The sequence below is a fragment of the Micromonospora sp. DT41 genome (genome assembly GCF_049841715.1).
Lineage (GTDB): Bacteria > Actinomycetota > Actinomycetes > Mycobacteriales > Micromonosporaceae > Micromonospora > Micromonospora profundi.
The window spans coordinates 1-19656 of sequence record NZ_JBNCKU010000006.1 but is presented as its reverse complement, the minus strand read 5'-3'; the positions used below and the strand labels follow the sequence as shown (position 1 = coordinate 19656).

Genomic DNA, 19656 nt, shown 5'->3' with positions numbered 1-19656 from the left:
CGGACGGCGACGATTCGACCACGGCGTCGATGGTGCCGCGTTTCGGGCAGTCGTCGCCCACGCGTCGCCGTGGTGGTCAGGACTGCTGCTCGATCTCCGCCCGGATGGTGACGAACTCCGCCGCCGAGGCGGCCGCGGACGAGAAGAACATCACGATGATCCCGACGCTGCCGTGGTCGGCCCAGGCGCAGACACCCAGCGCCACCTCCGCGGACTTGCCGTCGCCGCACTTGGCCACCCCACCCAGTGGGCCCGGGGCGATGGTGGTCATCCCCGTCACGGCCAGGCCCTTGGACATCGACCGCACCGCGTCGTCGAGCTCTTTTGTGGGGTTGAGCACGAACGTGGAGGCAGCGATCACCATGACCATGTCCCGCTCGCTGGGGCTGCCGTAGAAGGCGCCGACGACATCGTTCTCGCCGCGCACCGAGCCTCTCAGCTCCTGGACCATGTCCTCCGCCAACTTCTTCAGCGTCGCGTCCGTGCTCTTCGGACGCCCCGCGAGAGTCTCCGGTGTGACGACCCGGATCTGGGCAGCGGGACTGGGCCCCGGCGACGGAGTGGCCGACGCGGAGGCGGTGGCGCTCGGAGTGCTGGCTGGCGCTGTGGTGGTGGCGGCGGTAGGGGTGGGTGTCGGGTCGGCCCGCTGATCCCGCTCGTAGGCAACGTAGGCGACTCCGCCTCCGCCGAGGCAGAGCACCAGCAGCCCGACGATGCCCAGGATCAGGATCAGTTGGCGTGACTGCCCCTGTCCGCCACCGGGATGGGGCGGCGGGTAGCCGGCGTACTGACCGGCCGGATAGCCGGTCTGCGGCGTGCCGGGATATCCGCCGTGCGGTGTGTTGGAGTACGGCGGAGTCGAGTACGGCGGCGTCGAGTACGGCGGAGTCGAGTGCGGCGGGGTCGAGTGCGGCGGCGTCGAGTACGGCGGGGCGGGATATGGCTGTGTGGGATACGGCTGCTGGACCGCCGGTGGCGGAGCGGGCTGCGGCGCACCGTGCCAGTGGCCGTCGTACGGCTGCTGCCCGCCCGGCTGCGGCACCCAACCCTCGGCTGGCGGCTGCTGGTAGCCCTCCGGGCCCTGCGGGTGGAAGTCGTAGCGCGCGTCGGGCTCCGTCTGCCCGGACCAGGGGTCGACCGGCGGTGAGGACATTGATCAGCTCCAGGCGAGGGTGCGAACGGGTGATCGTAGCCAGCCACCAGAGGGTCCCACTGTCCCGGCCCGACCGGAATCAGGCACAACGACATTCGCGGTGGCTACCTCCATCCAAGCTGGACGGGGCAACCACCGCGAACGCAGGGTGCGACGTACGTGGATCAGGCGGGCAGGCTCGCCGCCCCACGCGGCAGGAACCGCTGGCCGGTGACCCGCTCGCTGGTGCCGGTCCGGTCCAGGTACGGCGTGACGCCGCCCAGGTGGAACGGCCAGCCGGCACCGAGGATCATGCACAGGTCGATGTCCTGCGCCTCGGCGACGACACCCTCGTCCAGCATCAGCCGGATCTCCTGCGCGAGCGCGTCGAGCGCGTTCTGGCGGACCTGCTCCTCGGTGAGCGGCTGGTCGCCGACCACGAGCAGCTTCGCCACCTCGTCGTTGATCTGGTCGTCGACAACGATCGGCTGGCCGGAATCGGCGATGCGCTTGAGGTTCTCGCTGACACCGAACCGGTCCGGGTACGCCTCGTGAAGCGTCCCGCCCACGTGGTACGCCACGGCCGGGCCGACCAGCTGGAGCAGGGCGAGCGGGCGCATCGGCAGGCCCAGCGGGTCCAGTGCGCTGTTCGCCACGTCCAGCGGGGTGCCCTGGTCGACGGCCGCGAACACGGTGCCCAGGAAGCGGGTGAGCAGCCGGTTGACCACGAACGCCGGTGCGTCCTTGACAAGCACCGAGGACTTCTTCAACTGCTTGCTGACAGCGAACGCGGTGGCCAGGGTGGCGTCGTCGGTGCGCTCGCCCCGGACGATCTCCAGCAGCGGCAGGACAGCCACCGGGTTGAAGAAGTGGAAGCCGACGACCCGCTCCGGGTGCTCCAGATCCGCTGCCATCTCGGTGATGGACAGCGAGCTGGTGTTGGTGGCGAGCACCGCCTCCGGGGAGACGATCTTCTCCAGCTCGGCCCAGACCTGCTTCTTGACGCCCAGGTCCTCGAAGACCGCTTCGATGACGAAGTCCGCGTCGGCGAACGCGCTCTTGTCGACAGTGCCGCTGACCAGGCCGTACAGCTTGGCGGCCGTACCCTTGTCCATCCGGCCCTTGCTGACGGCCTTCTCGATCTGGGTGTGCACGTACCCGACGCCCTTGTCCACCCGGGACTGGTCGAGGTCGCTCATCACCACCGGCACCTGGAGGCGGCGGGCGAACAGCAGCGCCAGCTGGCTTGCCATCAGGCCCGCGCCCACGATGCCGACCTTGGTGACGGTGCGGGCCAGGCCCTTGTCCGGTGCGCCAGCAGGCCGCTTGGCCCGCCGCTGCACCAGGTCGAAGGCGTAGAGGCCGCTGCGCAGTTCCTCGGAGAAGACCAGGTCCGCGAGGGCCTCGTCCTCGGCGGCGGTGCCGGTTGCGAAGTCCGCGTCCTTCGCCGTCTCCAGCAGATCCAGCGCCTTGTACGCGGCCGGGACCGCGCCGTGCAGCCGCTGGTTCAGCGTCTCCCGGGCGAAGTAGAGCACGCCGCCCCACATGTCCTTGTCGACCTCGGGGCGGGTCACAGTGACCTGACCCCGGACGACGCCGGCGGCCCACTCAAGGGACCGCTCCAGGAAGTCGGCCGGCTCCAGCAGTACGTCCGCGATGCCCATCTCGGCAGCCTGCTTCGGCTTGAGCATCTTGTTCTGCATAAGCGGGTTCTGGATGATCACCTGGGTGGCGGCCGGGATGCCGATGAGGTTCGGCAGCAGCTGGGTGCCGCCCCAGCCCGGGACCAGGCCGAGGGAGACCTCGGGCAGGGCCAGCGCAGCCGCGCCACCGGACAGCGTCCGGTAGTGGCAGTGCAGCGCCAGCTCCAGCCCGCCGCCCATCGCCGCGCCGTTGACGAACGCGAACGTGGGCACGGGGCTTTCCTTGAGCCGGGCGAAGACCCGGTGGCCGAGCCGGCCGATCTCCAGCGCCTGCTCGCGGTCGGCGAGCTGCGGCAGGCCGACGATGTCCGCGCCCACACAGAAGATGTACGGCTTGCCGGTGACCGCGATGAACGCCGGGTCGGCGGCCAGCGCGGCGGTGATCGCCTCGTCGAGGCTGGTCAGACCGGCCGGGCCGAAGGTGTTCGGCTTGGTGTGGTCGAAGCCGTTGTCGAGCGTGATCAGGGCGGCGGGTCGGTCCAGCCCCGGTACCGTCACCTGACGCAGCAGCGCCTTGGTGACTACCTCGTTCGGTGCCTTCACTTGTTGCCCTCCGTCCAGTGCGGGTTCTCCCAGATGACCGTGCCGCCCATGCCGATGCCGATGCACATGGCGGTCACGCCGTAGCGGACCTCGGGGTGCTCGGCGAACTGGCGGGCCAGTTGGGTCATCAGCCGTACGCCGGACGAGGCGAGGGGGTGGCCGATGGCGATCGCGCCGCCCCACGGGTTGACCCGGGGGTCGTCGTCGGCGATGCCGAAGTGATCGAGGAAGGCGAGCACCTGCACGGCGAACGCCTCGTTCAGCTCGAACAGGCCGATGTCGTCGATGCTCAGGCCGGCGATGCGCAGGGCCTTCTCGGTCGAGGGGATCGGGCCGACGCCCATCACCTCCGGCTCCACGCCGACGAAGCCGAACGACACGAGCCGCATGGCGACGGGCAGGCCCAGCTCGCGGGCGGTGGCCTCGTCGGCGATCAGGCTGGCGGTGGCGCCGTCGTTCAGGCCGGCCGCGTTACCCGCGGTGACCTTGCCGTGCGGGCGGAACGGCGTCTTCAGCGTGGCCAGCTTCTCCAGGGAGGTGTCCCGGGGAGCCTCGTCGGCGGTGGCCAGACCCCAGCCACCCTCGGCGTCGCGGATGGCCACCGGCACCAGGTCGTCCTGGAGCTTGCCGTTGGCGTACGCCTTGGCGGTCTTCTGCTGGGAGGCGAGCGCGAACGCGTCGGTGCGGGCCTTGGTGATGTGCGGGACCCGGTCGTGCAGGTTCTCCGCTGTGGCGCCCATGACAAGTGCGGACGGGTCGACGAGCTTCTCCGCGACGATCCGCGGGTTGGGGTCGACGCCCTCACCCATCGGGTGGCGGCCCATGTGCTCGACGCCGCCCGCGATGGCGATGTCGTACGCGCCCATGGCGATGCCACCGGCGACGGTGGTCACCGCGGTCATGGCGCCGGCGCACATCCGGTCGATGGCGAAGCCGGGAACGGTCTTGGGCAGCCCGGACAGCAGCGCGGCGGTGCGGCCGATGGTGAGGCCCTGGTCGCCGATCTGGGTGGTGGCCGCGATGGCGACCTCCTCGACCCGCTCCGGCGGCAGCTGCGGGTTACGGCGCAGCAGTTCGCGGATGCAGCGGATCACCAGGTCGTCGGCACGGGTGTTGGCGTACATGCCACCCGCCTTGCCGAACGGGGTACGGACGCCATCGACAAAGACGACATCTCGGACTTCACGGGGCACTTGAGCCTCCTATTCGACCATGTTCCGGCCTTGGCGCCGGCAGGCAGCACTCGGAACGAAGCAGGGTCGCCGACACGGGCACGTTTCCCCCGAATGCTACTCGCCAGTAACCAACTCGTCCGCACGCCCCGCTGTGGCCCACCCCACACCACCCGGCGGCGGAGCGGCACGCCAGGGATCAGGCCGAGGGGGACAGGGCTGCTGTCAGGTCAGGGGTCAGCAGGCCGATCTGCCACTCACGGGCGTTGAAGCCGCGTAGGGTGTCCGCCACCGTCTCCTCGGTGAGCTCCTCCGGCGGGCTCCACGCCAGCCGGCGTACCGAATCGGGGGTGATCAGGTTCTCCGGGGGCAGGTTGTGTTCGCCCGCGATGCGGACCACCACCTCCCGGCAGCGGGCCAACCGGCCCGCCGCCACCGGGTCCCGTTCGGCCCACCGGTGCGGCGGGGGCGGACCCTCCACGGCGGGGGTGACCGGAAGCGCGTCGTCGGGCAGTTGGCGGGCGTCGTCGAGCGCGGCCAGCCAGGTGCGGGCCAGTCGGCGAACCGACCGGCCACCGAAGCCCGGCAGCGTCAACAGCGTCTTCTCGTCCTTCGGGTCCAGCTCGGCGGCGGCGACGATCGCCGAGTCCGGCAGCACCCGACCGGGAGCGGCATCCCGCCGGGACGCGATCTGGTCCCGGGCGTACCACAAGGAGCGCACCCGGGCCTGGGCCCGCGCGCCCCGCACCCGGTGGATGCCGGACGTACGCCGCCAGGGCTCGGCGCGGACCCGGGGCGGTTTGGCGCCGGTACGCACCAGCGCGGCGAACTCCTCAGCGGCCCAGGCCGACTTTCCCTGCCGGGTCAACTCGGCGTCGAGCGCGTCCCGCAGATCGGTGAGCAGCTCCACGTCGAGGGCCGCATAGGTCAACCACGACTCGGGCAGCGGACGACTTGACCAATCGGCTGCCGAGTGATGCTTCTCAAGGGTGAATCCGAGTAGCTGCTCGGTCAGCGCGGCCAGGCCGACCCGCTCGAACCCGGCCAGCCGAGCGGCCAGTTCCGTGTCGAAGAGACGGCGCGGACGCAAACCGACCTCGGCCAGGCACGGCAGATCCTGACTCGCGGCGTGCAGCACCCACTCGGCCTCGCCGATCACCGCGTCCAGCGTGCTGAGATCAGGCAGCGGAAGTGGGTCGATGAGCGCCGTGCCGGCACCCGCGCGGCGCAGCTGCACCAGGTAGGCGCGCTGGCTGTAGCGGTAGCCGGAGGCGCGCTCGGCGTCCAGGGCAACCGGGCCGGTGCCCGCCGCGAAGCGGGCCACGACCTCGGCAAGCTCCGCCGGGGCGGCCACCGGGTCGGGGGTGCCGTCACGCGGGGCGATCAGCGGAACTGGCCCACCGTCGGTCGGGTCGGGCCCCTCGCCCGCCTGCTGCGGCTGGGCCGACGGCGGGTGGTGGGGTGCGTGTCCCGGGAGTTCTTCGGTGGGCCGACGGCGCAGGGGTGGTTCGTCGGTCACCTGCCAACCCTAGTGCGCGCGCCGATATTGCGGGTGCAGCCGGTCCGGCGTGTGTCGGTCAGCTGTCCACAAGATGTCGATTCGGATGCCGGACATCGGGGGAGACAAAGCCCGTTCGCGCAGGTACGGTCCATCGAGCCGCGAGCCCTCGATTGGGTGACAATCAGATCGACGGGCGGCACAGGAAGATCACGGGAGGGCAAGGCGATCATGACGGCTGGCTTCGGCGCGCAGGACGGCCGACCGGAGGGGGCCGCGCCTCACGACATGAGCGGAGCAGCAGGCGGCCGACCGGGGCCACTGCCACCGCGCATCGAGCCGCACCCACCCGCGGGCGCCAGTTGGTCGGCGTCGCCGACCGCCGGTGGGGTCCACCAGCAGGCCGTGCCGGGACCTCGCGCCGGCTGGTCACCTCCGCCCAGCGCCGCCCAGTGGAGTGCGGCGCCCCAGGCCACGCCGCCCGGCCCCGCACCACTTCCGTACGGCACGGCAACGCCCCAGGGTGGCCCGCCACCTGCGCCGTACGGCTCTGCGCCGGCCGGCCCGTACGCCCCGCCACCACCGGCCCGGCCCGGCCGTCGTCGCTGGCCGATGGTCCTCGCCACGGCACTTGTCGTGCTGCTGGCGGCCGTGACCGGAGTGCAGGCGTACCAACTCGACAGGCTCGGCGACCGGCTCGCCGCCACCGACAAGCGGCTGGCGCAGGGCCAGGACGGCGACGCCGCCCGCCTCGACGGCCTGGAGAAGCGCGCGGACGAGTTGGAGAAGCAGGCCGGCGCGGCGTTCAACCCGGAGGCGGTGGCCAGCGCCGTGCTGCCCAGCGTGTTCCGGGTGCGGGCCGGTCAGTTCACCGGCTCCGCGTTCGCTGTGGGCAAGCCGACCTCCGACGGTGGGACCAACCTGTTCACCAACTTCCACGTTGTCGAGGCGGTCTGGGAGGGCGGCGGACGCCAGGTCTTCCTGGAACGCACCGACCAGCGCTTCCCGGCCACCATCGTCAAGGTCGACAAGACGAACGACGTGGCGCACCTGCGGACGACCGGCAAGTTCACCGGCCTGGTCACCGCGCCCACCGCCGTGAAGTCCGGCCAGCAGATCATCGTCGTCGGCGCTCCACTCGGCCTGGAGGACAGCGTCACCACAGGCGTGGTGAGCGCCCTGCGTTCCGCCCAGGGTTCCTCCGGACCGACAATCCAGTTCGATGCCCCGATCAACCCCGGAAACTCCGGCGGGCCGGTGATCAACGGCAGCAAGCAGGTGGTCGGTATCGCCACCGCCAAGGCCCGCGACGCCGAGGGCATCGGCCTTGCCGTACCGATCAAGGTCGCCTGCGACGGCTTCAAGATCTGCTGATCGGACGGCTCCGCCCGACCGCGCCACCCCCGGCCACCGTTGGCCGTTCCCCGATCCCGGCCGGGTCCTCGGACCCGCACGACCTTGCCGCACCTGGTCCGTCACGCCTACCGGCGGACGACCCGCTCACCTGGAGGAACATCATGTCCCAGCCACCGACCGGGCCGGGGGGCTACCCGCCGGCCGCACCGACGCCGCCGGGCTCGCCGGCCGGACTGCCGACCCCACCGCAGCAGTACGCGCACGGTCAGGCCACGCCGCCGCAGCAGCCATACGCGCACGGTCAGGCCACCCCGCCGCAGCCCGGCCAGCCCACGCCGCAGCAGTACGGGTCGGGTCAGTCTGCCCCGCAGTACGGGGGCGGCCAGTCCTCCACGCCGTCGCAGTACGGCACCCCGCAGCCGACGCCGGGCTACCCGGCCAGCGCCCCGCCGTACGGCGGTCAGGTGTCTGCGCCGCCGGTCTCGGGTGGGGCGTACGGGCAGCCGTTGTCCGCCCCGCCGATGTCCGCGCCGCCGGTCTCCGGTCCGTCGTACGGGCAGCCGATGTCGGGCCCGCCCGGAGCGCCGCAGTACGGACCGGGCGCCGCCGCGCAGCCGCCCGGTAAGGGCCGCATGGTGTTGGTGCTGGCCCTGGTGGCCGGGCTGCTCTTCGTTGTCAGCGGGGTGATGACCGGGCTGTTCGTGACGAAGAACAACGAGCTGAACCGCACCGAGAAGCGCCTCACCAGCCAGGTCAGCGAGCGTGACGGCACCATCGCGGCCAACACCACCGAGATCTCCAAGCTCAAGACCGACCTGAAGACCATGCAGGACAAGCTCGACAACACCCAGCAGGACCTGACCGGCACCCGCAACGACCGCGACGAGCAGGCCCGGCAGAAGAAGGTGATCGCCAGCTGCCTGGACAAGCTGACCACCGCGCTCGGCGCGGCGGCGGCTGGTAACAGGAGCGCGTACGACGCGGCGATGAAGGGCCTCGACAAGGTCTGCGACGAGGCGGAGAACTACCTGTAAGCCCGACCGACGTCCGCCCCGACCCGTTTTGAAGGGGCGGGGCGGCGTCAGGCGGTGCCGGCTGCCCGGCGGTCGGAGAGGGCGGTGACCCCGGGCGGCGGGAGGCCGGCCGTGGAGGCGAGCAGCGTGCACCAGCCGAGCAGGTGCGGGGCGAGGTCGTCGGTCACCGGTGTCCAGGATGCGCGGATCTCGATGTCCCCGGCGGTCGGCGGGCCAGCAAGGTCACCGAACCGGGTCGACATGGTCTGGGTGACAGTTCCACCGATCGCCCGGTGGGCCGCCTCCTGGGTTTCCAGGGCGTCGGTCAGCCAGGTCCAGCCGACGCCGGGCAGCAGCGGGTCGGCGGCGAGGTCGACCTCCAGCTCGGCGGTCACGTAGGTGACAAGCCGCAGGGTGCCCTGCCACGCCTCGTGCCCGGCCGGGTCGTGCAGCAGGATCAGCCGGCCGGTGGCCACCTCGTCGCCGTCGCGCAGCACCGCCGCGGAGAGCGCGAACGTGTAGGGCGCCAGCCGCTGGGGGGCGCCGACCTCCTCCAGCGTGATTTCCGGCCGGGGCGCCGGCGACCGCAGCCCGGCGACCGCGCGGACGAAGGTCTCCGGGAGCGCGATCGGGGGGGCCATGCAGGCAGCCTATGCCGCCGTCGGCCCACCCGCTTCGACGGCGCGCCGACACCCGATCCGGCAGCGGCGAGGCGCGCCTGTGCGTATCGCCACCAGAGCCCGCCCGCGCCGAGTTCTGGTGTTAACAAGGGGCCCCTGCTCTACCGGAGGCGTTAAGAAGGTGCCCTTCCTTTCACCCCAGGTGGGGTGGGGGTGCAGGGCGTGGAAGGATTGCGGCGATGACCACGGAAACCACGGGCACTGCCGCCCGAGACGGAGACCCGCGCCCCGGCGGCCCGGCCGACTCGCCCTTCATCCGGGCCTGCCGGCGTCGCCCCGGCCCGCACACACCGGTCTGGTTCATGCGCCAGGCTGGCCGTTCGCTTCCGGAGTACCGGGAGATCAGGGCGAGCGTGCCGATGCTGGAGTCCTGCCGCCGCGCCGATCTGGTTACCGAGATCACCCTCCAGCCGGTACGCCGGCACGGTGTCGACGCGGCAATCCTGTTCAGCGACATCGTGGTGCCGGTTGCCGCGGCCGGAATCGACCTGGACATCGTGCCGGGCACCGGCCCGGTGGTCGCCGAGCCGATCCGTACCGCCGCCGACGTGGAGCGCATCCGCCCGATCACCCGCGACGACGTTCCGTACGTCGACGAGGCCGTCCGGCAGTTGGTGGTCGAGCTGGGCGACACCCCGTTGATCGGTTTCGCGGGCGCCCCGTTCACATTGGCCAGCTACCTGGTCGAGGGCGGTCCGTCGCGGACCCACGCGAAGACCAAGGCGCTGATGTACGGCGATCCGGAGCTGTGGCACGCGCTCGCCGGCCGGCTGGCCGCTGTGACGCTCGCCTTCCTGCGGGTGCAGATCGAGGCCGGCGTGTCGGCAGTTCAACTGTTCGACTCGTGGGCGGGCACCCTCTCCGAGGCCGACTACCGCCGCTACGTGCTGCCGCACTCCACCGAGGTGTTGAGCGGGCTGGCCGACGCCGGGGTGCCCCGGATCCACTTCGGGGTGGGCACCGCCGAGTTGCTCGGCGCGATGGGCGAGGCCGGCGCGGACGTGGTCGGCGTGGACTGGCGTACCCCGCTTGACGTGGCCACCGGCCGCATCGGCCCGGACAAGGCGGTGCAGGGAAACCTGGACCCGTGCGTGCTGCTCGCGCCGTGGCCTGTGGTGGAGGCCGAGGTCCGCCGCATCCTGGACCAGGGCCGGGCCGCACCCGGGCACGTGTTCAACCTCGGTCACGGCGTGCTGCCGGAGACCGACCCGGAGGTGCTGACCCGGGTGGTCGCGCTTGTGCACGAGCTGTCCAGCCGCCGGGCTGACCAGGGCTGACGCGCGATGCGGCAGCCCTGGCGGGTGGCGGTGGTCGGCGGCGGGATCGCCGGGTTGGCCGCCGCGGTCCGGTTGCGCGACCGTGCCCCGACCGGCACCGAGATCACCGTGTACGAGCAGTCCGGCGTGCTGGGTGGCAAGCTGCGCACCGGGGAGCTTGCCGGTCAGCCGGTGGAGTTCGGGGCCGAGTCCTTCCTGCTGCGTGACCCGGCCGGGGCCGAGAGCGGGGCTGTGGCGTTGGTCCGCAGGCTCGGGCTTGCCGACCAGATCGTGCACCCCACCGTCGGGCAGGCGGCGCTTGTCGTCGACGGCATGCTGCGTCCCATCCCGGGCGGCACGCTTGTGGGCGTACCCGGGGATCTGGAACGGGTGACCTCTGTCGCGCGGCCGACCTCGGACGCCGACACCGACGACGGCCGGCCGCTTGTCGAGCCCGGCACGGACGTCTCGGTGGGCGCGCTGGTCCGGGCCCGCTTCGGCGACGAGGTGGTCGAGCGGCTTGTCGATCCGATGCTGGGCGGTGTGTACGCCGGCCGGGCCGACGACCTCTCCCTGGTCACCACGATGCCGGCGCTGGCGCGCACCGCCCAGGTCGAGCACACGCTTGTCGGGGCGGTCCGTGCGGCGCAGGCCGCCGCGCCGCGTGCCCCCGGCGCCCCGGTCTTCGGCACCCTGGCCGGCGGGCTGAGCACCCTCGTGGACGCGGCGGCGGCGGCAAGCGGCGCCACGGTACGACGCGACGCCGCCGTCCGTGAGGTGACGCCCACCGCCACGGGTTGGCGACTCACAGTCGGCCCCACCCGTGAGCCTGAGCTGATCGACGTGGACGCCGTGGTGCTTGCGGTGCCGGCCCGGCCGGCGGCCCGACTGCTCAGCGGCCCGGCGCCGGCAGCCGCCGCAGCCGTCGGTGAGCTGGACTACGCCAGTGTCGCCCTTGTCACACTGGCGCTGCCGCAGCCCGAGCTGCCCGCGCTGTCCGGTTTTCTGGTGCCGAGCACCGAAGGGCTGCTGATCAAGGCGTCGACGTTCTTCACCACGAAGTGGGGGCACCTGCGCCGGCCGGACGGGCTGGCGCTGGTCCGCGCGTCGGTGGGCCGGTACGGCGAGGAGGCGCAGCTCCAACGCCCGGACGAGGACCTGGCCGCGACAGTGCACCGGGAGTTGTCGGCGGTGCTGGGCGTGCCGCTTCCCGCACCGGTCGACGGGCACGTGCAGCGGTGGGGTGGTTCGCTGCCGCAGTACACCCCGGGGCACGCCGACCGGGTGGCAGCCGCGCGTACGGCGTTGCGGATCGCCCATCCCACACTGACCCTGGCCGGCGCCGGTTACGACGGTGTCGGCATTCCGGTCTGCGTCCGCTCCGGCGAGGCGGCGGCCGACGAGATCATCACAGCACTGGGAGGACCGGCGAGATGACCGAGCAGACAAACGCGGCACGGCTGCGGGAGCTGAACGACAGCATCCGCTACACGATGTGGTCGGTGTTCCGGGCCAGCGCCCCGCTGCCGTCGTTGCGGGACAACGTCACCGGTGAGGTCGAGGCTCTCTTCGATGAGTTGTCCGGCAAGGACGTGGTGATCCGGGGCGTGTACGACGTCGCCGGCCTGCGCGCCGACGCCGACGTGATGGTCTGGTGGCACTCCGCGTCCAGCGACGCCCTCCAGGACGCGTACCTGCGGTTCCGCCGCACCACTCTGGGTCGGGCGCTGACCCCGGTCTGGTCGCAGATGGCGCTGCACCGGCCCGCGGAGTTCAACAAGAGCCACATCCCGGCGTTCCTCGCCGGCGAGGAGGCCCGCCCCTACCTGTGCGTCTACCCGTTCGTCAGGTCCTACGAGTGGTATCTGCTGCCCGACGCCGAGCGCCGTGAGCTGCTGGCCGAGCACGGCAAGATGGCCCGTGGCTACCCGGACGTGCGGGCCAACACAGTCGCCTCGTTCGCGCTGGGCGACTACGAGTGGATGCTGGCGTTCGAGGCCGACGAGCTGCACCGCATCGTCGACCTGATGCGTGACCTGCGTGCCTCCGGCGCCCGCCGGCACGTCCGCGAGGAGGTCCCCTTCTACACGGGCCGCCGGCGGTCGATCGCCGAGATCGTCAACTGCCTGGTCTGAGCCCCGCCGTCCGGCGCCGCACCCCCGCCCGGGTGCGGCGCCGGCCGGGGATCAACTGGTCGTCGTACAGGAGACCAGCGGAACTGGGTTGCTGCCGTTCCACGAACCGAGGAAACCGAACGTGGCGCTCGCTCCGGCGGCAAGTGTGCCGTTGTGGTTGGCGTTACGTGCCGTGACCTGCGTGCCGCTCGTGCTGACTGTGGCGTTCCACGACGACGTGACCTGCTGGCCGTTGCCGTAGTTCCAAGTCACCGACCAGCCGCGGGTCCCTGAACTGCCGGCGGTCACCTTCACCTCGCCCTGGAAGCCACCGGACCACTGGCCGGTGACCTGGTACGTCGCCGTGCAGGCTCCGGCCGGCGGAGGCGTGGTCGGCGGCGGGGTGGTCGGCGGGGGAGTGGTCGGCGGCGGGGTGGTCGGCGGCGGCGTCGTGGGGGGCGGGGTCGTGGGCGGCGGGGTGCCGTTGCCTCCGCCGAAGTCGACGTCACTGCACAGGTAGTACGACTGGTCCAGGTGGCTGGCCTGCCAGATGGTGTAGACGATGTGGCGACCCGTACGTCCCGGCGCGCTCACCGGAATCTGGATGGAGACGCCACCGGTGTCCGGGTTCCACTGCGAGGCAGGGGTGTTGCCGATCTGGCCGGCCAACTCGAGGTCGCTCCAGCCGAGCGGCTGCGTGGACGAGTTGAAGCCCTGCTTGGTCACGTACACCCGGATGTAGTCGGCGCCGTGACTGGCCTGGTCGAAGAAGCGGAGCCGGAAGTTGTTCGCCACCGAGGTGGCCTTCCACGCGCCGACGGTGTCCATGGCGTTGTAGCGACCGCTCTGGGTGCGCCCGCCGCTGCACAGTTGCCCGTTCGGGATGGCGCCCTGGTGGTTACCGGCCACACCCTCGCGGAACAGGCCGTTCCAGTTCCACATGGCGTTCGGGTCGGCCTGCCAGGCCTGCCAGCACATCGGGTCCTCGGTGGCCATCCGCGGGTTCTGGAAGTCGCCGCCCCAGCGCTGCCAGCAGCTGTAGCTGCGGGAGGGCGGGTCGACGACCGAGCCGTGCGCGGAGGCGGACCGGACCTGCATCGTGGTCAGGACGGTGGTCAACAGGAGCGTGCAGGCCGTCGCGATTGCGAACAGCCAGAGCACACGTCGTGATCGGGTGAGAGTGGACATGGAGCCCCCGGGGGGATGAGGTCGGACGGACGACGACACCCGGACTGCCGGGAGTTGCCCACTCCCGTGCCTACTCGCTGGCTCCCGCGATGGCTCTACCCGGCACAATGCCAGGCAGATCGTCAGACGTCAATGGCAGCGCGGCGCATCGGGGTGTGCGGGATGCCGTCCTCGAGGTACTCCGGGCCGTTGACCTCGAAGCCGTGGCGGGCGTAGAAACCCACAAGGTGTGACTGGGCTTCCAGCACGCACGGCTGGTTGCCCACCACCTCCAGCGCCGCGGTCATCAGCCGGCCGGCGTGCCCGCCGCCGCGCGCCGTCGGGGCCACCACCACCCGACCGATCCGCGCGAGGCCGCCCGGGTCGGCGAGGATCCGCAGGTACGCCAGGGGAGCGCCGCCGTCGGTAAGCCAGAGGTGCCGGGTGCCGGGTTCCACGTCCCGTCCGTCGATTTCCGGGTACGGGCAGTTCTGCTCCACCACGAACACGTCGATGCGGAGCTTGAGCAGGTCGTGGAGGGTGCGGGCGTCCAGGTCGGCGATAGAGGCATTCCGGAGTTCGGTGGTCTGCTGTGGCACGGCACCGATGGTAGGCCCTTCCGGGCCGGGGCGGTCAGGGCGTCTCCGGGGTCGGCCGGGGCGTCTCCGGGGGGCGGAGATAGGTGGCGGCCACGGCGGTGAGCAGCAGCGCGCCGCCGACGAGCACCGGCAGTGGTAGCGGCTCGTGCAGCAGCGCCACGGCCAGCGCCGCCGCGGTCAGCGGTTCGAGCAGGGTAAGCACGGCGGCGACGCTGCCCGGGGTGGTGCGCAGTCCGGCGTAGAACAGCGCGTACGCCACGGCGGTGGTGACGATGCCGAGGTGCAGCAGCAGCGCCACGGTGGAGACGCGGACCGGTACGCCGATGCCGGCGACCAGCGCGAACGGGGCGAGGGTGAGCGCGCCGACGACCGTGGAGACGGTGGTCAGCGTCATGGGTTCGGTGTGCTGCGACACCTGCCGGCTGATCAGCGTCGTCACCGCGTACCCGATGCCGGAGCCGGCGGCCGCGAGCAGGCCGAGCAGTGGGGCCGGCGCTGCCGTGGTGGGCTGCGCGCTGGCAGTGGTGATCAGGGCGAGGCCGGCCACGGCGGCGGCCAGCGTGCCGAGCCGCAGCGGGCCGGGGATCCGGCGGGCGCGCGCCGACTCCCAGGCCGCGGCGAGCACCGGGGCGAGGCCCAGGCTGACCACGGTGGCCACGCTGACCCCGGCCAGCGCCACGGCGGCAAAGTAGAGCGCCTGGTAGAGGCCGAGACCGACGCCGGTGATCAGCAGCGGCACGGGCACCGCGCGTAGGGCGCCCACAAGCGTGCCGAGTCGGCCGGCGGTGCACGCCAGCAGGACGAGCGCGGCGATCGCCAGGCGGTGGAAGCCGATGCTCACCGGGCTGAGGCCGGTGCTCTCGCGCAGGAGTTGCACCGCCACGCCGGTGGTGCCCCACAGCACTCCGGTGACGGTGATCTGGATCAGGCCGGTGCGGGCCGCAAGGACGGCCGGGGCCGGGACAGCAGGCGACGCGGTACGGGACGTGGACACGGATGCGCTCCGAAAGGTGAGCCGTTGACGAGGACGACGTCGACGGAGCGCGTACGGCGAGATGGCCGAGCGGGTGGGTCACCCGGTCGGCGTGAGGCGCGGCGCTCCGTTCAGGAGCGCGGCGGGGAAAGAACGCCCAGCAAAGGCCGCATGACGACGACCGTACCGCAGCGGGCCACGGGGTGCGGTCAGGCTGTGCGGTCAGGCCGGGCGGGCGCCGACGGCGTCCCGGATCTCGGCACCCTGTGTGCGTTCGACCGAGCGGGCGCAGTGCCCGCAACAGAAGAACCGGCCGTTGACCTCGACGCCGTGTCCGACGATCTTGATTTCGCAGTGCTCGCAGATGGGTGCCATGCGGTGGATCGCGCACTCGAACGAGTCGAAGGTGTGGACGTCGCCGCTGACGGTGCGTACCTCGAACGCCATCCAGTAGTCGTTGCCGCAGACCTCACAGGTCGCCATTCGAAAACCCCCGTATCAGGACATGTGTGATCAGATTGCCCTGCTGTCTGGTGGCAGATGGGCCAAATGCGGCCGGTCGACCGGTGCGGGCGGCGTGTCGGCTCCGGCGTGTCGTCCGTTATGCCGGATGAGACCGCCGTGACCACTCGGAGGATCGCAATGATCAAGCGCAACAAGCTCTTCGGCAGCCTGACCCGGGTGACCTTCTGCCTGCCCCGGGACGTCCCGCCCGGTCCGGTCAGCGTGGTGGGCTGCTTCAACGAGTGGCAGCCCGGTCGGCACGAGTTGGTGGCCCGCCGCGACGGCACCCGGACGGTGACCGTGAAGCTCGCGCCGGGGGAGTACCGCTTCCGCTACCTCGCCAGTGGCGGGGTCTGGCTCGACGACGAGTCGGCCGATCAGGTCGACGACAACGGCGGTCTGCTCCGGCTCTGACAGAAGAATCGCCATCATCGATGGATTTATCGACAGGTCTCTTTACTGTTAACAAAGTTTAAATTACGTTGAGGGGCACCTCACCACGCGTCACGAAGGAGCTGCCCCGATGCGTCGAAGAATCACCGTTCCGTTGGTGGCGGCGGGCGCTGTCGCCGCCACCCTCACCGTCGCCGCGCCCGCCCACGCGCACGGCTACGTCTCCGCCCCACCGAGCCGGCAGGCGCTCTGCGCGCAGGGCCGGGTGCCCGACTGCGGGCAGATCAAGTACGAGCCGCAGAGCGTGGAGGGGCCCAAGGGCCTGCGCAGCTGCAACGCCGGGATCGCCCAGTTCGCCGTCCTCAACGACGACAACAGGGGCTGGCCGGCCACGTCGGTGGGCACCTCGCTGACCTTCACCTGGTTCAACACCGCCCGCCACGCCACGAGCAACTGGGAATACTGGCTCGGCAACAGCCGGGTCGCAGTGGTCAACGGCAACGGCCAGCAGCCCGGCGCCACCGTCTCGCACACCGTCAACCTCGGCGGATACTCGGGCCGGCAGAAGATCCTCGCGGTGTGGAACATCTCCGACACCGCGAACGCCTTCTACTCCTGCATCGACGTGCAGATCGGCGGCGGGGGAGGCGGCACCACGCCCACGCCCACCCCCACTCCGACCGCCTCGCCCACACCGCGGCCCACCCCCACCGCCACGCCGACGACCACGCCCGCGCCGGGCGGCAGTTGGACGGCCGGGCGGGCGTACCAGGTCGGTGACCAGGTCACCTACGGCGGCCGCACGTACCGCTGCCGGCAGGCGCACACGGCGATCCCCGGCTGGGAGCCGCCGAACGTACCCGCGCTCTGGCAACAGGTCTGACCGCACGGGCGCGGTCCCGGCCGCGCCCGTGTCGCCGCCCTCGCGTGATCGGAGCCCCGCCATGTCTCGCGTGACCCCGCTGGCGTCCCTGGTCGCCGCGCTGCTGCTCGCCGCCGCGTGCGCCGGGCCGCCCGCCCCGACACCACCCGAGCCTGCGGCTGCCCCGTCCCCGGCGGGATCCTCCGCCGGGGACGCCATGAGCGGCATCGACGTGGTCTTCCTGACCACAATGGTCGGGCACAGCGAACGCACCCTCCAGATCGTCCGGCTGGCCGGAAGCCGGTTGCGTGACAACTCGCTGCGTACCCTGGCCGCCGCCATCGAAGCGACCGAGGCCGACGAGTTGGCGGAGATGCGCGGCTGGCTGCCAACCGCCGGGCCGGGCGCCGGCACGGCCGGGCACGACCACGCCGGGCACGGCGACGACGACGCGCTGGACCGGCTGCGGGCCGCCCCGGACGCCGACGTCGACCGGGTGCTGCGCGAGGTGCTCGCCGACCACCAGCGGGCGGCGGCCGACCTGGCCCGGGCCCAGGTCGGCGTCGGCCGCGACGAGCGGGTCCGCGACCTGGCCCGGCGCATCGAGCAGTCCCGGACCGCCGAGGTCGAGCTCCTCCAGGGGTACGCGGCTCAGATCAGTTCGGCTCCAGCCGGACCGAGATCGAGTTGACGCAGTGCCTGGTGTCCTTCGGGGTGAAGCCCTCGCCGTGGAAGACGTGCCCGAGGTGGCTGTCGCAGCGGGCGCAGCGGATCTCCGTACGGGCCATGCCGAGGCTGCGGTCCTCGATCTCCTTGACCCGGCCCGGGATGGCGTCGTCGAAGCTCGGCCACCCGCAGTGCGAGTCGAACTTCGTGTCGCTGGAGAACAGCTCCAACCCGCAGGCGCGGCAGTGATAGACGCCCTGGGTCTTCGTGTCCACGTACTCGCCGGTCCACGGGCGCTCGGTGCCGGCCTCCCGCAGGACGTGGAACTCCTCGGGGGTCAACCGGACGCGCCACTCGTCCTCGGTCTGGGGCAGCTCGCTGTCGTCAAGACTCACCCCTCAACGGTACGTCGAACGTCGGGGGTGTGGCATAAGGTCGCGGGATGGGTGGCACCAAGGCAGCGGTCACCGAGGTCGAGGTGGCCGGGCACAGCGTACGGCTGAGCAGTCCGGACCGGGTGATCTTCCCGCAGCGGGGTTTCACAAAGGCGGACGTGTTCCACTACTACCTCGCGGTCGGCGACGGCATCATGCGCGCCCTGCGGGACCGGCCCACCACGCTGCAACGTTTCCCCGAGGGCATCGAGGGCGAGGCGTTCTTCCAGAAACGGGTGCCCACCCGGGGCGTCCCCCCATGGGTGACGACCGCGCAGATCACCTTCCCGAGCGGCCGGAGCGCGGCCGAACTCTGCCCGGCCGACCTGGCGCACGTGGCCTGGGCCGCGCAGATGGGCACCATCGTGTTCCACCCGTGGCCGGTGCGCGCCGCCGACACCGACCGCCCCGACGAGCTGCGCATCGACCTGGACCCACAGCCCGGCACCGACTTCGCCGACGCGGCGCGGGCCGCCGGCGAGGTCCACGCGCTCCTCGACGAACTGGGCGCCACCGGCTGGCCGAAAACCTCCGGCGGCCGGGGCGTGCACGTCTACCTGCGCATCCAGCCCCGATGGACCTTCACCGAGGTACGCCGGGCCACCATCGCGCTGGCCCGGGAGGTGGAACGCCGTCAGCCCGACCTGGTCACCACCGCCTGGTGGAAGGAAGAGCGCGGCAGCCGCGTCTTCGTCGACTACAACCAGATGGCACGCGACCGGACGATCGCCTGCGCGTACTCCCTGCGAGCCACCGCACGAGCCACCGTCTCCACCCCGGTCACCTGGGACGAACTGCCCGACGTCGACCCGGACGACTTCGACCTGCGCAGCGTGCCCGCCCGGCTTGTCGAGCGCGGCGACCCACACGCCGGCATCGACCACTCCCCGTACGACATCACCCCGCTACTGGAGTGGGCCGACCGAGACGCCGCCGCCGGCCAGGGCGACCTGCCGTACCCTCCGGACCACCCGAAGATGCCCGGCGAGCCCAAGCGCGTGCAGCCCAGCCGCGCCAAGCGCTCCCCCGAGGACGGCGCCTGACCTGGTCTTGCTGTAAGCGGACGGCCGCGCTACCGGGCGGCAGGGCTTGCGCTGGCCGCCTCGACCTTGCGCCGTGAGCATCAACGCGATCCGCAATGCGTGGGCGTCGGCGGGTCGGCGGCTGTGGTTCTGGCCGCATGATCGGGTCGGTTGTCGGTGGTTCGGTGGCCCTGCCGCTCGTGGCGCGGGTTCTCTGTCGCTTGGTGGTTCGGCCTCTCGGCCTCTCGGCCTCTCGGCCTCTCGGCCTCTCGGCCTCTCGGCCTCTCGGCCTCTCGGCCTCTCGGCCTCTCGGTGGTCCGGCAGCTCGGTCGTTGGTGGGTCGGGCACTCGACTGCTCGGCACCTCGGTGGCTTGTGGCCAAAGCAGGTGGTCGGTAGGTCACGGGATCGGCTTGTTGTTAGGTCCGGCGGGCCGGTGGCTCGGTGTGCGCCATGCGGTAAGCACCGAGTGGCGACGGCTGGTCGGCTCGGAAAATTGTCGTACATGCGTTCTAAACTTTGGTTGTGATTGACGCGTTGGAGCAGGCCGAAGCCGCAGTGGCCGCCTGC

The 19656-nt window shown here is 71.7% G+C and carries 19 protein-coding genes; 9 read left to right on the top strand and 10 right to left on the bottom strand.

What is annotated here, in order from left to right; translation table 11 throughout:
* Positions 1-76 precede the first annotated feature (76 nt).
* The 4 genes from ACLQ23_RS12985 to ACLQ23_RS12970 form a co-directional block, all read right to left on the bottom strand.
* Entirely contained in the window at positions 77-1153 is a 1077-nt protein-coding gene (locus ACLQ23_RS12985; RefSeq protein ID WP_425880693.1) for a hypothetical protein, read from the bottom strand.
* 164 nt (positions 1154-1317) lie between these two features.
* On the bottom strand, positions 1318-3378 hold the full coding sequence (locus tag ACLQ23_RS12980; RefSeq protein WP_425880692.1) for a 3-hydroxyacyl-CoA dehydrogenase NAD-binding domain-containing protein: 2061 nt from the start codon (positions 3376-3378) through the stop codon (positions 1318-1320).
* On the bottom strand, positions 3375-4571 hold the full coding sequence (locus ACLQ23_RS12975) for a thiolase family protein (RefSeq protein WP_053657386.1): 1197 nt from the start codon (positions 4569-4571) through the stop codon (positions 3375-3377). Before ACLQ23_RS12975 ends, ACLQ23_RS12980 begins: the two co-directional genes overlap by 4 nt.
* Before the next feature lie 178 nt (positions 4572-4749).
* Complete coding sequence (locus tag ACLQ23_RS12970; protein ID WP_355597965.1) at positions 4750-6069, bottom strand: ribonuclease D; 1320 nt, start codon at positions 6067-6069, stop codon at positions 4750-4752.
* A 210-nt stretch (positions 6070-6279) separates the two neighbouring features.
* Between ACLQ23_RS12970 and ACLQ23_RS12965 the strand changes: the two genes are divergently transcribed.
* Entirely contained in the window at positions 6280-7422 is a 1143-nt protein-coding gene (locus ACLQ23_RS12965) for a trypsin-like peptidase domain-containing protein (protein ID WP_425880691.1), read from the top strand.
* A gap of 143 nt (positions 7423-7565) precedes the next feature.
* The gene (locus tag ACLQ23_RS12960; protein WP_355597969.1) at positions 7566-8438 is read left to right on the top strand and encodes a hypothetical protein; all 873 of its coding nucleotides are present in this window, start codon (positions 7566-7568) and stop codon (positions 8436-8438) included.
* Between the two features lie 47 nt (positions 8439-8485).
* Here ACLQ23_RS12960 and ACLQ23_RS12955 read toward each other — a convergent pair whose 3' ends face one another.
* Entirely contained in the window at positions 8486-9058 is a 573-nt protein-coding gene (locus ACLQ23_RS12955; RefSeq protein WP_053657378.1) for a DUF3000 domain-containing protein, read from the bottom strand.
* 218 nt (positions 9059-9276) lie between these two features.
* On the opposite strand from ACLQ23_RS12955, the gene hemE reads away from it, so the two are divergent.
* From hemE to hemQ, 3 genes are read left to right on the top strand one after another with little or no spacing between them, the layout of a single operon-like run.
* Entirely contained in the window at positions 9277-10374 is a 1098-nt protein-coding gene (gene hemE, locus ACLQ23_RS12950) for a uroporphyrinogen decarboxylase (protein ID WP_355597971.1), read from the top strand.
* 6 nt (positions 10375-10380) lie between these two features.
* Positions 10381-11790 carry a protoporphyrinogen oxidase gene (gene hemG, locus ACLQ23_RS12945; protein ID WP_425880690.1) on the top strand — a complete coding sequence of 470 codons (1410 nt, stop codon included), beginning with the start codon at positions 10381-10383 and terminating at the stop codon, positions 11788-11790.
* Positions 11787-12488 (top strand): hydrogen peroxide-dependent heme synthase, encoded by a 702-nt coding sequence (hemQ, locus tag ACLQ23_RS12940; protein WP_355597975.1) that lies wholly within the window; start codon positions 11787-11789, stop codon positions 12486-12488. Before hemG ends, hemQ begins: the two co-directional genes overlap by 4 nt.
* A gap of 51 nt (positions 12489-12539) precedes the next feature.
* Here the strand turns inward: hemQ and ACLQ23_RS12935 are convergent, their stop codons facing one another.
* The 4 genes from ACLQ23_RS12935 to ACLQ23_RS12920 all read right to left on the bottom strand — a co-directional run bounded on the left by ACLQ23_RS12935 (position 12540) and on the right by ACLQ23_RS12920 (position 15689).
* The gene (locus tag ACLQ23_RS12935) at positions 12540-13655 is read right to left on the bottom strand and encodes a lytic polysaccharide monooxygenase auxiliary activity family 9 protein (RefSeq protein ID WP_425880689.1); all 1116 of its coding nucleotides are present in this window, start codon (positions 13653-13655) and stop codon (positions 12540-12542) included.
* A gap of 122 nt (positions 13656-13777) precedes the next feature.
* On the bottom strand, positions 13778-14233 hold the full coding sequence (locus ACLQ23_RS12930; RefSeq protein ID WP_355597979.1) for a GNAT family N-acetyltransferase: 456 nt from the start codon (positions 14231-14233) through the stop codon (positions 13778-13780).
* A 34-nt stretch (positions 14234-14267) separates the two neighbouring features.
* Positions 14268-15227 carry a DMT family transporter gene (locus ACLQ23_RS12925; protein ID WP_355597981.1) on the bottom strand — a complete coding sequence of 320 codons (960 nt, stop codon included), beginning with the start codon at positions 15225-15227 and terminating at the stop codon, positions 14268-14270.
* Positions 15228-15428: 201 nt separating this feature from the next.
* Positions 15429-15689 carry a Prokaryotic metallothionein gene (locus tag ACLQ23_RS12920; protein WP_355597983.1) on the bottom strand — a complete coding sequence of 87 codons (261 nt, stop codon included), beginning with the start codon at positions 15687-15689 and terminating at the stop codon, positions 15429-15431.
* Between the two features lie 159 nt (positions 15690-15848).
* On the opposite strand from ACLQ23_RS12920, the gene ACLQ23_RS12915 reads away from it, so the two are divergent.
* The 3 genes from ACLQ23_RS12915 (at position 15849) to ACLQ23_RS12905 (ending at position 17656) form a co-directional block, all read left to right on the top strand.
* Positions 15849-16124: an isoamylase early set domain-containing protein gene (locus tag ACLQ23_RS12915; protein WP_355597985.1), complete on the top strand. Its 276-nt coding sequence runs from the start codon at positions 15849-15851 to the stop codon at positions 16122-16124.
* Positions 16125-16233: 109 nt separating this feature from the next.
* A complete protein-coding gene (locus ACLQ23_RS12910; RefSeq protein WP_425880688.1) occupies positions 16234-16986 on the top strand; it encodes a lytic polysaccharide monooxygenase in 753 nt (250 codons plus the stop codon).
* Between the two features lie 61 nt (positions 16987-17047).
* Positions 17048-17656, top strand: coding sequence for a DUF305 domain-containing protein (locus tag ACLQ23_RS12905; RefSeq protein WP_355631335.1), 609 nt, complete (start codon positions 17048-17050; stop codon positions 17654-17656).
* Here ACLQ23_RS12905 and msrB read toward each other — a convergent pair.
* Positions 17622-18026, bottom strand: coding sequence for a peptide-methionine (R)-S-oxide reductase MsrB (msrB, locus tag ACLQ23_RS12900; RefSeq protein WP_355597991.1), 405 nt, complete (start codon positions 18024-18026; stop codon positions 17622-17624). The two genes, ACLQ23_RS12905 and msrB, sit on opposite strands and share 35 nt — an antisense overlap.
* Positions 18027-18073: 47 nt before the next feature.
* Between msrB and ligD the strand changes: the two genes are divergently transcribed.
* The gene (gene ligD, locus ACLQ23_RS12895) at positions 18074-19108 is read left to right on the top strand and encodes a non-homologous end-joining DNA ligase (protein ID WP_425735647.1); all 1035 of its coding nucleotides are present in this window, start codon (positions 18074-18076) and stop codon (positions 19106-19108) included.
* Positions 19109-19656 lie beyond the last annotated feature (548 nt).

What these genes read in the sequence shown, in the direction of transcription:
- ACLQ23_RS12985 (WP_425880693.1), bottom strand. Translation starts at nt 1,153, where the DNA reads ATGTCCTCACCGCCGGTCGACCCCTGGTCCGGGCAGACGGAGCCCGAC.
- ACLQ23_RS12965 (WP_425880691.1), top strand. Translation starts at nt 6,280, where the DNA reads ATGACGGCTGGCTTCGGCGCGCAGGACGGCCGACCGGAGGGGGCCGCG.
- ACLQ23_RS12960 (WP_355597969.1), top strand. Translation starts at nt 7,566, where the DNA reads ATGTCCCAGCCACCGACCGGGCCGGGGGGCTACCCGCCGGCCGCACCG.
- ACLQ23_RS12955 (WP_053657378.1), bottom strand. Translation starts at nt 9,058, where the DNA reads ATGGCCCCCCCGATCGCGCTCCCGGAGACCTTCGTCCGCGCGGTCGCC.
- hemE (WP_355597971.1), top strand. Translation starts at nt 9,277, where the DNA reads ATGACCACGGAAACCACGGGCACTGCCGCCCGAGACGGAGACCCGCGC.
- hemG (WP_425880690.1), top strand. Translation starts at nt 10,381, where the DNA reads ATGCGGCAGCCCTGGCGGGTGGCGGTGGTCGGCGGCGGGATCGCCGGG.
- hemQ (WP_355597975.1), top strand. Translation starts at nt 11,787, where the DNA reads ATGACCGAGCAGACAAACGCGGCACGGCTGCGGGAGCTGAACGACAGC.
- ACLQ23_RS12935 (WP_425880689.1), bottom strand. Translation starts at nt 13,655, where the DNA reads ATGTCCACTCTCACCCGATCACGACGTGTGCTCTGGCTGTTCGCAATC.
- ACLQ23_RS12920 (WP_355597983.1), bottom strand. Translation starts at nt 15,689, where the DNA reads ATGGCGACCTGTGAGGTCTGCGGCAACGACTACTGGATGGCGTTCGAG.
- ACLQ23_RS12915 (WP_355597985.1), top strand. Translation starts at nt 15,849, where the DNA reads ATGATCAAGCGCAACAAGCTCTTCGGCAGCCTGACCCGGGTGACCTTC.
- ACLQ23_RS12910 (WP_425880688.1), top strand. Translation starts at nt 16,234, where the DNA reads ATGCGTCGAAGAATCACCGTTCCGTTGGTGGCGGCGGGCGCTGTCGCC.
- ACLQ23_RS12905 (WP_355631335.1), top strand. Translation starts at nt 17,048, where the DNA reads ATGTCTCGCGTGACCCCGCTGGCGTCCCTGGTCGCCGCGCTGCTGCTC.
- ligD (WP_425735647.1), top strand. Translation starts at nt 18,074, where the DNA reads ATGGGTGGCACCAAGGCAGCGGTCACCGAGGTCGAGGTGGCCGGGCAC.